The following is an 11,688-nucleotide window of genomic DNA, read 5'->3' as shown; positions in this document are numbered from 1 at the left end:
ACCATTCCGGCGATTGGAGTTTTCAGAACGCTCGTATTCGCTTCTTCCTAAATGTTCATCCATTTCGGCTTTAAGAAGTGCATTCAGTGGTTCAGAAAATACTTCTGTCATTGATTTAATTAAACTATTGGCACTGCTAGCATCAAAAATATCTGGGTTTTCTAGTACCAATTGGTTAAATTGGTCCATTACTTTTCGATAATTTTCAGATTTAGGTGGTTTTGGAGTTATTTTCTTTGCCATCTTGTTAATCATCCTTAATTAATTATTTGAATTTTAACACGATGCCAATTTAACACACTTATTTCATTACTACCCAGAATCAATTTGATCAATTTTTATTTCAATCTAAAATTGGGAGTCTATTCCAAAAACACTTTTAACACCAAAGTTGTCTTTAATCCAAAAATCAAAATGTTAATATTCAATTGATTAATGAATAAAAAGATGGTGAATTAATGAAACTAATTAGATCGGTATACTTATCACAATATGAAACCTTAAAAAAAGAATTAACAACAAATAAAGCAAAGCAAACTGTTTTTATCTCTTTGCACGTGTCTGAAGAATTACAAAAATTTTCGAAAAAGAAATTTGAAGAATTTATTCATTTTTTCAAAATAAATCATTATGAAATTATCGCAGATGTATCTAAAAAAACTTTAGATAAATTCGAATGTAAAACAATTGATGAATTAATTAAAAAATACAAAATTGATGTTGTTCGTTTTGATTTTGGGTATTCAAATACAGAACAGTTAAAAGTATTAAGAAAAAACAAAATAGCCATAAACGCATCAACACCAAATTTAAATTTACTAAAGCTAATAAAAAAGCACAAACTGCAGCAGCATGTTTTTGCTATTCATAATTTTTATCCAAGTCCACAAACAGGATTAGATCAATCATATCTTTTAAATACAAATGATATCTTGACTAAATATGGAATAAACAAAATTTATGCATTTATACCTGGAGATAATGACTTAAGAGGCCCACTTTTTGAAGGCTTATGTACATTAGAAGAAAACCGTTGCCAACCCCCTTATGTCTCGTTTATAAGAATGGTTAATGAATGTCATATCAAAAACGTAATTATTGGAGATTCTAATATCTCTAACACTCAATACAATCTAATCAAAGATTACATTAAAAACTCAATTATTCAAATCCCTGCTATTTTCAATAATCCTAATTTTAATTCACTTTATGATAAATCCTTTACTTGTCGTCAAGACGTTCCTAATTCACTAGTAAGAATTATTGAATCACGTGTTTATTCAGAGCAAGGTGAATTAATAAAACCATACAACGCTAATAAAGCAAGGCCAATTGGGACAATAACGCAAAATAACGCAAAATACTTGCGTTATTCTGGGGAATTACAAATTTGTAAAAGTTCTTATTGTGCAAATTCAAAAGTAAATGTGATAGGACGAGTAGACTTTAACTATTTAGGTTTACTGAAAAATTTAAATGGGTTACAAAAATTTAGTTTTATCAATCCTAAAAAATTACTTTTTAATTAATTACATTAGCTAAAATATCATTGGCATTTTTAAGCAGTTCTTTAGCTTTTGATAAATTAACATTCTTTAAAATCATCACACAAGATTGTTTAACATTATTATGCGATTTTTTTAATGCCAAATCAACAACATTGTCTGGAGCTTTAGTAATACGTGAAACAATTTGGTGTGATCGTTCAATTAGTTTTTCATTAGTTGCCATCACATCAATCATTAGGTTATGATAAACCTTACCTAAACGAATCATAGTTCCAGTAGATAACATATTAAGTACCATTTTTTGGCAGGTTCCTGATTTCATTCGCGTTGAACCAGCAACCACTTCAGGACCAGTTACTGGTTCGATTGGAAAATCAACAAGCTGACTAATTTCAGCATGGAAACTAGTCGATAACGAAACCGTTTTTGCGCCTAATGATTTGGCATATTTTAATGCACTCACAACATAAGGAGTGCGACCTGAAGCACTGATTCCTACTAAAATATCCTTTTTTGAAAAATTTATTTCTTGTAAATCTTTAATGGATTGATCTGCATCATCTTCAGCAGCTTCAACCGGAGTAGTTAATGCTTTTTGTCCACCAGCAATAATTCCTAAAACGGTTTCACTGCCAACGTGGAATGTTGGTAACATTTCTGAAGCATCAAGAACTCCTAGTCTTCCACTAGTACCAGAACCAATATAAACTAAACGCCCTTTGTTTTGGATGGTTTGAACAATGATATCAATCGCTTTGGCGATTTGCTTAGATTGGGATTTAATTGCTTTAGCAATTTTTGCATCTTCGTTATTGATGATTTCCACAATTTCTAGACTATTGGCTTTATCGATGTTCAAAGAGTTTTTATTTTCTTGTTCTGTAGTAAGATTTTTAAGAATTTTATTTTGCATTGTCATCACGCTCCATTTTACGAATTAAGTTTCCAATCGAATTTCTTACTCTTTCTTGTTAAAAAGTACCCACCAAAAGTAAATAAAGCACCAAAAATATAAGCAATAATTAACGCTGCTACATAGATGCCAATCCCAATACTTTGACCATTAGTTGTTGAAGTAATTAATGGAATAGCTAAAACTCCACTAGGGCCAAAGACCGAGTTTAATCCCATATTAGCCCCACCTCAGACATTAATTGCACCAATAAAGAATCCGGGAATAACAGCCCCTAAACAACTTGTGATATACGGAGCTAATCTTGGTAAAGTAACCCCATAAATTAAAGGTTCACCAATTCCAAGAATCCCAGGAATAATGGCCCCTTGAATTTGCTTGCGAAGGGCCGAACCTTTTTTAGCTACAAACCATAAAGCAATGGCAGTACCCACTTGGGAAGCACCCCCCATTGCCAGAACTGGAAATAAAGCATTGATTCCAGTGTCAGCCACTAATGCAACATAAATTGGGACAAATCCTTGGTGAATTCCAAACGTTACAGCAATAATAAAGATTCCAGATAAAACCATTGTTCCAAATGGACTATTAGTCAATAATCTAAATAATCAAGTTACCCCTAAGAACAAATATCCAGATATTGGAATAATTATGAAAAAATTAACAAACAAAATTACTAATAAAGATAAAAATGGAGTGACTACAGCGTCAATTAAACCAGGAATAACTTTTCCAATATAACGTTCAATATAAATTGATGCTGTAGCAGCCAAAAAGACTCCAAAAATCGATCCGTGTGGTGTTCCAACACCATTAGGAATTCCGTTCGATCCAAGAGTTACAAGACCTGATGTCAATCAAAATTTATCTAAATCACCAACACTAACCGGAATTCCTAAAAAATGACCTACAGAACTAGCACTAATAGTTCCTGCAGGAGGAACTCACATAGCCCCATATAAAGGCGCACTTAAAGAAGTATATGCAGCTCCAATAATACCTCCAAGTCAACCTTTACCTCCGAAAATTTCAGCAAATCTTCAACCCACCACAACTAAGAAAGCACTTCTTCATACAGATAAGTACGTATCAAAGAAGTTTTGCCAACCAGTTGCGGTTGGGTTTGGACCTGTTGATGCAACAACAGTCTGAATAATTCCAGCAATCCCAGACAAAATCCCGGCAGCAATAAAAGCTGGAATTAAAGGAGCAAAGACTTTTGCAAATTTAGCTAAGCCTTCTTGGATTTTTTTACCTACAAAACGATTTCGAATTGCGCTTTTATTGCCAGTTGAAACAGCTTGTAAATCTTGTCCTGCAACCGATAGGTTTAAAGCTTCTTTTTCTTTTGCTTTAGCAGCTAATTCAGGATCTAGATTTTCTTCTATTGGAGTGTCTGAAGTATTGACATCAATTCCCATCTTTTTCACACCAGCTGAAAATTCTTCAAATACTTTCCGAACTGCAGGTCCGATTACTATTTGGTATTCTTCATTAGCTTTAACAAGCCCTAGAACACCATCAACTTTTTTTATTGTTTCAGTATCAACAGCATTTGGATCTTTAAATTTGATCCGTAGACGCGTCATACAATGAGTGATGCTGTTGATGTTATGTGCATCAATACACTGGTTTAATGATGCGGCAATATCTTTTGGTTTAGCCATTTTTGACCTCGATGGATTCGTAAAATCAAATAAAAGAAATTTTAAGGACGCAGATTTTATTTTCTTCTTTTATTGATTGATGGACAAATTAATCAGAAAAACGTAACAAGCAATAAGACTGCTGCACCAATTACAGCTAGCGGAAGTCCAGCATCTAAAAAACGTAATGATGCTAAAACAACGCCAATTACAGCAATAATTGTTCCTACAAGAGTTCCTATTGTAATTATTAGTCTTTGAACGCGTGTGAGTTCCCCTCACGCACTAATAACTTTCTTCTCAGTTAATGAATTGCCCATGCTTAAATTTTATTACCCTTTTATGTGAAAATATACCAACAAGTTCCAATTGGGAAGTGTTCCCAATTAATACTCCTAATTAGAAAATTAAACCACCCAATTAATAATGTCATAAAATATGTAATATAACTACATAAACGATATAAACACAATAGGAGGGTTGGTTAAATAGTTGATATTTAACTTAAAGATATTTAATATTGTTTTGCAAAGACCAAGGGGTTAAATTTAATGAGTAACGAAGATAAAAAAGTTTTGTCATCAGAAATGTCAAAAGGCAAATTAACATCTGTCGAATTAAAAACGATCGAACTGATAAACCAAAATCCAGAACCATTATTAGTTGAAAAAATCGAAGCTGCAGCCTCTTATTATTTAACGACTAAGTCTTCATTATTTAGATTAGCTCAAAAACTCCAATTTCATAATTATTTAGAAATGCGTTTATACGTTCAAAAAGAATGAACCAAACAAAAGTTTTTTCTGATCAATCAAGAAAAAACGTTTAAAAGCCGATTAAATAACCTCAAAGCTTATTATTTATACGCCATTAATGAAACTATTGATAGTTTAGATCAAGAATGTTTTTTAAAAGTTTGTAATGTTCTTAATAAAGCCGGAAGAGTCTTATCATTTGGCATTCGTTCTTCATTCTTAGCAGCCAGTGATTTAGCAATAAATTTACAAAGAATTAGAAAACAAGCCTTTGCTTATCAAGATATTCATAACTCAATTTTAGAAATCGCTAGTTTTAAACAAAATGATGTGGTAATTTTCTTTTCAGAATCAGCAGTTACAAAAGAAATCTTGTTTCTTTTAACCGAATGCGTTCGTTTAAAAATAAAAACGATTATCATTACTTCAAATCCTAATCCCGATAAAAGATTTACTTATCATTTGATAACTAAGAACATTTCAAATAAAGAAAGATTAGTTGCTATCTTTTCTAAATCGGCTCAAATCATCGTTAGCGATGCCATTTTTCGAGAACTTTATTATTTACACGAATCTAATGATAAATACATGGAAGAAAATTACAAAATTTTGGACAATTGAAAAGAATATAAATAATCTTTTTTTTCGAAATACTAGTTTTTTAAGATATTAATTGGAACAACATAAATTCCATCATTTCTTTTATATCCAGCTCCGTATGCTGTGACTATCATTTTAAAAACAGGCGGACGAAATAAAGGAGTTAAATCTTTTTGATCCACAAAACGTTGATATACTTTATTTAAACTTTTAGCAGCTACTTCAATGTTAGAAGGATCACCTAACTTAATTTCAACTAAGCCAACTCGGCCATCTCTTAGTGTAATAATTGCATCACATTCTAAACCATTACTTTCTTTATATTTGCTAACTTCAGCACCAATTGATTCGGCGTAAATTCGTAAATCTCGAATTACAAAGTCTTCAAACAACAATCCAGTTGTATTTTTATCATAAGCTAATAATTCTGGAGTAGCTTTAAGAATATTACAAGCAACTGAGGTATCTACGAAATGATGCGTTGCTTTTGTGCGCATTCTAATTGAAGACCGAAAATTTGGACTTCACGCTTGTAATTCTTCTAAAATAAATAGGTTGTATAATGTTTCTAAATAGTTTCTAATTGTTTGGTGATTTATTCCATTTTCGTCTTTGTAAATGACATCATTGGTGATAGTTGTAATAGCAGCTTCAGACGAAATATTTCGAGCATAACTCGAAACTATATCTTTAAGAATTTGTTTTGTTATTTTATAGCTTGATTTATTTTGTTCTAAACCAAAATTTAAAATATTATCAATGTAAATATCGGTTAATTCCATGCTCTTTTTTTTATCTTTTTCTAAAGCTGCTTCAGGCCATCCGCCTCGGCACATATAAAACAATGTGTTGTAAATCGAATAATTTTCATTTTCAAAATAATTTTCTAAAACAGGTTTGTTGTCAAATAAATCCATTAATGAAACATAGCCAAACGATTCTTGAGATTCTCATAAAGACATTGGACGCATTACAATTCTAGATATTCTTCCAGCACCTGAATGGAAAATTTTAGAAGGATCAGTAGGGGTAGAACTACCGCTAAGAATAAACATTCCTTTTTTTGGTTTTTGATCAACTAGATTTCTAATTTTATCTCAAATTTGAGGTAAGCGTTGTCATTCGTCGATTAGTATTGGATAATTACCTTCTAAAATATTGTCCAAATTGTACGAAGCTTTTTGTAATTGTTTATCATCTGATAGATTAATTAGACTTTTTTGAAATTGCATGCTTGTAGTGGTTTTTCCACAATATTTAGGGCCAGTAATCAGAATTGTTCCAATAATATCTAATCTTCTTCGGATAATATCTTCAATAAGTCTTGGACGATATGCTTTCATAAAATTGCCTGTTTATTTGCTATAATTTGCTATAAATTTAATAATATTATACAAAAATATATGTTTTGCATAACTTAAAATATATGTTTTGCATAACTTTTATTATAAAGATAAATAATTTTATTATTCATGAATGACTAAACGTAAAGACTTTAAAAGATTTCTTAATATGGAAAAGCCCATATAAAAAGGTATTTATCTAGTTCCAGTATCAACAATATAGTTGAAATTAACAAACCCAAAAAAGTTTTTAAGACTTTATTTTTTTAAAAATACAATCACAGAAATTCAAAATATTTAAAAAATGGTTCAGATAATTATCAGGACGGATACGCCTATTGAAAAATGGGAGTATCCGTTTTATTTTTGCAAGTGCAATTAATAACTTTTAAAAAACTTAATGCAAGTAACTTTAAAATCATAAGTTTTGTTTGAAGTTTATAGTTTATATTGCACTTATTGGAACTGCGTAAACTTTTTCATTAATTTGATAGACTGAATTAACTAAGCAGATTAAAGCTGAATTAGCAAGCGGATATTTAGAATTATCCATAACTTTAAAATGTTTAATTTGGCACGAAGAAAATGCAGACGAAGTTTTAATTTCAATTAAAGTGTTTTTACCACCAGTTTGGATTATGAAATCAATTTCAGCTTGGTTTTTATCACGATAATAATAAAAATTAGCATCTGCACCGTTGTTAATATAACTTTTGATAATTTCATTAATGACATAATTTTCAAGAATACGTCCTAATAGAATGGATTGTTCCAAATTCAAAGGATCTGATAAACCATTTAAATAACACAATAATCCTGTATCAAAGAAATAGATTTTAGGTCGTTTTACAAGTTGTTTCACAAAAGAATATTCATAATAAGGATGCAGTTGATAAATTAAATTTGTTGTTTCTAAAATATTAATTCAATTTCGAATTGTTTTTTGGTTAACTCCGACATCTCGTGATAAAATTTCATAAGATAAAGTCCCACCGCAGTTAGCGGCTAATAACTTTAAAAAGATATTAAACGATTTTCAATCTTTTAGATTTGTTAATTCTCTAACGTCCCGTTCTAGATAAGTCCGTAAATAATCCTGATAAAAACTTTTTGTTTCTAGATTAACAGATTTGTGAAGTTCTGGAAATGAACCTCTAGTAATTTTTTCTAAAATTGTTTCTTTAGTATTTAAAGGCTCGCAACGCGAATTTAAAATTTGTTTATTTACTAAGAACGGAATTTCATCACGATCCATAATTTCACTTTGACTTAAAGGCAACATATCGATAATTCCGACTCGACCCGCAAGTGATTGCGTAACATTACGCATCAGTCCATACTGTTGTGATCCTGTCAATAGAAACATTCCGTTAGCATTTTTATTTTCTATTCGAGTCTGATTAACTAGCGTATTAATGTACTCAAACAAAATTGGTGCATATTGAATCTCATCAATAATTACTGGTGGCGAATAAACCTCAAGAAAACGCTTAGGATCAGTATTGGCTAACAAGCGAAAATCATTATTTTCAAGTGTTACATATTTTCAAGTACCCTGTTTTTTAATCTCTAAGCATGCTGTAGTTTTACCAATCTGACGTGCTCCTGTTACCAACGTAACAGGATATGTTTCAATTTTTTTTAAAATTTGTTTAATTATTGTTCTAGTAATCATAAAAAAATAAACCCTTACAGATATTTTACATCAAATTAACATAAAAAATTAATATAATGGAGGAAATTCCTCCAGTAATACTGGCGATTTTTCCGCCATTATTTGTTTAAAATTATTTTCTGGCATTACGAAACGGTACAACTACACCACATTATTATCATGTTCTAAAGGGAATAAGTAGTTATTTCTTTATTATTTTACAACTTTACTTTAATAACAATAGTTGCCGGATTATAAATATCTTGTGGTTGTTGATTCACAAAATTCTCTGATTCAATTTGAACTTGTATATTCCGTTTAAATCTAATACCAATATCATATAATAAAGTTTACATTGTACTATCGATATCACTAGGTAATGTATTTGCATAAGTTTAAACTGAATCAAATTCTGAGTGTTAATCTAAGGACTGTAATATCATTTTGCGTGATAAATGAATTTAAGTTAGCAAAATTAGATTCAAAATCCATTGCACTTAAATATTAGAATCACCTGCTTTGTCTCTACCTGATGATTAGAATCATTTTCGTTATTAGCACAATCTGCTATACAAGTTATTGCGGTCGTAATAATACACTGCGAACAGAATTTTATTTTTTATTTTCTCATGTTTAACTTTTAACAAAAAGTAAAAAAAATAAGCTAGAACATATTTTTGTTTAGACAATCTTATAGTCTTACTTTCCACAAATGAGTTTAGCTATAAAAAAATGTGTGCATTTAAGCACACATTAATTTCATTTTATTAATTCTATATTTTCGGATATCCGGCAACAAAAACTTTTATTTTTGTTAAACCTTTTTTAATTTTGAATTTAATAGTCGGCAAAAAAACACGTTTAAAATTTACATTTACATTGGGATGACAGTTAATGACTTCAGCAAAATCAAAATTTTTAGTTAAGGCAGTAATTGAACTATATGCCAAATTATTTTCATAAGAAATAGATGAAGTGTTTTTGTGATTAGTATATGGGTACACTTTGTTTTCTGGAATAGCAAAACCTGATTCATAAGCGTGAGTTTCAATATTAGATTTAATTACGTGTTCACGAATCACACCATCATCTTTTGGAATAATTTTCGTGATAATTTCAACACCTTCGAATGGTGATCAAGTTACTTCAATTTGTTTGTCTAAAACATTAATTACGTTTGTAGAGGAGCGAACGTAATAACGTTTATTATCAAACACAGCTAACATATTATCTGCAGCTAGTTCTTTCATGTTTTTGTTGCTTACAGAAACATTAAATCCGAAATAATTAGAGTAGATAAATTTTGCATATTTTTCTTCAACATGTGTGGGCTCAAACTTGGCAAATTGACCGCCGTTTAAAATCATGGTAAAGTTTTTACGTGGATGTAATAATACTTGATTACTTTGCTTAGATAGACAAAGGTTTTTGAACTTGGGCATTTTAGGTTGCACACTTCAAAACGGATGATCTTTTTTAACTGCTAAAATCAAAAAAGTTTTAAAACTTCATAAAGGGCTAGTTGGTGAATTGTACTCTTCAGCCATGATTAAATTTTGATAAGCATACCCTACATTTAAAACCCCAGATGGATCAAAAATATCCTGTTTCATTCATCATTTTAAGTTTTGAGAAATTAATCATTTTAATTCACTTAAATTAATTTCATGTGGTTTGAAAGCAAAAACTAAAGCACTAAAAAAACTTGTATGAGCAAAACGGTACGTTAAAGATCTACCAAATGGAACACTTGAACCATCTTCGCTAAATAATTGCACATATGTTTTATAAAAAAGTAAAGCTCTTTTTTTCAGTTCGGCTGCTCTTTTTGGATCAAAACTTTCTGCAAATTTTGCATAGACAAGTCCATAAAAATGATATCCAAACGCGATGTAATAATCTCTTTGTGGTTCTCGACCGTCAAAATATCAACCATCTTTTAAATAACATTTTTCGATATTTTCAAAGGCATCTTCGATTGCCTTTTGCGAATACTGTAAATTATTCAACCTTAATGACAAATTGACAATTACCTTAAAAAACTGTCAATTGTTTTTACTAAAATTAAAATCATTGATTTGAAGCAATCACTTGTTCAAATTGTTTTTAGATATCGCTGAAAAATCTTTAATAATTCATGGATTCAGGGCCAGTAGTAAAGCTACTGGAGCCATCTCAACAGTAATTTGATTGTAATTAGTCAATTTGCCAAAGTAATTCTTACTATTAGGATTAGTTCCTGTACGAAGCAGATTTCTAATTCGTTTAATGTAAGATGCGTATTTATTGTTTGGACTTGCACTATGAACTAACGGCCCAAGCCCTCACAAAATTCGTAATGCACCTTCAATTTCAGCGATGTCTTGTCCGTAAATAACTCCCGACGTAGCAAGCTTCATCCGGGTTGAAGAATGATTCCAGTAACTTAAATACGGTTTTAGAAATTGATTAAAAACTGTTTCAAAGTCTTTATATGAAAATAAAGAAGAAATAATTTTCTTCATTTTCAATTAAATTATTCTCTTCCCAATACTAGGGTAAAAGTAAATTGTTTAGCAACAAAATTTTCTTTCAAAACAGTTAAAGTAACGTTTATGTTCAAATTAGTTGGATTTGGAACAATAGCAATTCTATAACGATTTGCATTAACTATATTTGTGGTATCTGTTAAATTGGCATATTTTAATAAGGTACCAATAGAAAAGTACTTAGTTGTTGCATCATTTACTAATTCTTTTGTCGCAGCATCGTATGAGAAGTCTTTTAATTCGTCACTAGTTTTTGGTGTGAAATTAAATTGCTCAGTACCAGGAAACGTGTCAATGACTAATTTATTACCGACAATTTCAACATCTTGATTAGTTACACCAGATGCAGAACCATTTGTTCTTCGGTGTACAACGATTGTATATTCAATTGACTTATCTGCAGGATTAGCAACAGAATCTTTAACCGAATAAGAAAATGACGTGTTTGGATCGTTTGCAGTGCTAGATGTTTGCAAATTTGCTGCTAAAGTAACATACTTCGATAGGGTTTCAACAGATACAGGTCCAGAACCTGGTTTAGAAGAATCTGTTGATGCATGAAGTTCATTAACTGCGCCATCATAAGTAACGTTTGCTTGGTAGCCATCTTGAAGAGGGACAATAGCTTGATTTTTCAAATTTGTAACATTAGAACATGCAGCAGCAACAATACCTGATACTCCAACAACTCCTAAAAAAGGAATTAAACTTAATTTTCAAATTTTTCTTTTTTTCATTTTT

General features: G+C 30.6%; 10 protein-coding genes. 2 read left to right on the top strand and 8 right to left on the bottom strand.

The window, feature by feature from the left end:
- Positions 1-243 (bottom strand): transposase (locus tag T384_RS06125; protein WP_036498759.1); only part of this gene is annotated, 243 nt, incomplete at its 3' end.
- A 215-nt stretch (positions 244-458) separates the two neighbouring features.
- Here T384_RS06125 and T384_RS0101670 point away from each other — a divergent pair.
- The gene (locus tag T384_RS0101670) at positions 459-1,529 is read left to right on the top strand and encodes a MupG family TIM beta-alpha barrel fold protein (protein WP_027119577.1); all 1,071 of its coding nucleotides are present in this window, start codon (positions 459-461) and stop codon (positions 1,527-1,529) included.
- Here the strand turns inward: T384_RS0101670 and murQ are convergent.
- The 3 genes from murQ to T384_RS07245 are packed head-to-tail and all read right to left on the bottom strand — an operon-like array spanning position 1,522 to position 4,387.
- The gene (gene murQ / locus T384_RS0101665) at positions 1,522-2,421 is read right to left on the bottom strand and encodes an N-acetylmuramic acid 6-phosphate etherase (RefSeq protein WP_156933106.1); all 900 of its coding nucleotides are present in this window, start codon (positions 2,419-2,421) and stop codon (positions 1,522-1,524) included. The two genes, T384_RS0101670 and murQ, sit on opposite strands and share 8 nt — an antisense overlap.
- 17 nt (positions 2,422-2,438) lie before the next feature.
- Positions 2,439-4,088, bottom strand: a complete 1,650-nt coding sequence (locus tag T384_RS06120; RefSeq protein ID WP_052663411.1) for a PTS transporter subunit EIIC — start codon at positions 4,086-4,088, stop codon at positions 2,439-2,441.
- A 56-nt stretch (positions 4,089-4,144) separates the two neighbouring features.
- A complete protein-coding gene (locus tag T384_RS07245) occupies positions 4,145-4,387 on the bottom strand; it encodes a hypothetical protein (RefSeq protein ID WP_156933105.1) in 243 nt (80 codons plus the stop codon).
- Between the two features lie 231 nt (positions 4,388-4,618).
- Between T384_RS07245 and T384_RS0101650 the strand changes: the two genes are divergently transcribed.
- Positions 4,619-5,458: a MurR/RpiR family transcriptional regulator gene (locus T384_RS0101650; RefSeq protein WP_027119574.1), complete on the top strand. Its 840-nt coding sequence runs from the start codon at positions 4,619-4,621 to the stop codon at positions 5,456-5,458.
- 17 nt (positions 5,459-5,475) lie between these two features.
- Here the strand turns inward: T384_RS0101650 and T384_RS0101645 are convergent, their stop codons facing one another.
- The 4 genes from T384_RS0101645 to T384_RS0101630 all read right to left on the bottom strand — a co-directional run bounded on the left by T384_RS0101645 (position 5,476) and on the right by T384_RS0101630 (position 11,684).
- Positions 5,476-6,765: an ATP-binding protein gene (locus T384_RS0101645; RefSeq protein WP_027119573.1), complete on the bottom strand. Its 1,290-nt coding sequence runs from the start codon at positions 6,763-6,765 to the stop codon at positions 5,476-5,478.
- 445 nt (positions 6,766-7,210) lie between these two features.
- Positions 7,211-8,440 (bottom strand): ATP-binding protein, encoded by a 1,230-nt coding sequence (locus T384_RS0101640; RefSeq protein ID WP_036498756.1) that lies wholly within the window; start codon positions 8,438-8,440, stop codon positions 7,211-7,213.
- Positions 8,441-9,192: 752 nt separating this feature from the next.
- On the bottom strand, positions 9,193-10,923 hold the full coding sequence (locus T384_RS0101635; protein ID WP_027119571.1) for a DUF2264 domain-containing protein: 1,731 nt from the start codon (positions 10,921-10,923) through the stop codon (positions 9,193-9,195).
- 11 nt (positions 10,924-10,934) lie between these two features.
- The gene (locus tag T384_RS0101630; RefSeq protein WP_027119570.1) at positions 10,935-11,684 is read right to left on the bottom strand and encodes a hypothetical protein; all 750 of its coding nucleotides are present in this window, start codon (positions 11,682-11,684) and stop codon (positions 10,935-10,937) included.
- Positions 11,685-11,688 lie beyond the last annotated feature (4 nt).

This window comes from Mycoplasma testudinis ATCC 43263 (assembly GCF_000687795.1).
Lineage (GTDB): Bacteria > Bacillota_I > Bacilli_A > Mycoplasmatales > Mycoplasmoidaceae > Mycoplasmoides > Mycoplasmoides testudinis.
Note: the sequence above shows the minus strand (reverse complement) of the source record. Positions and strands in the feature narration are given on the sequence as shown.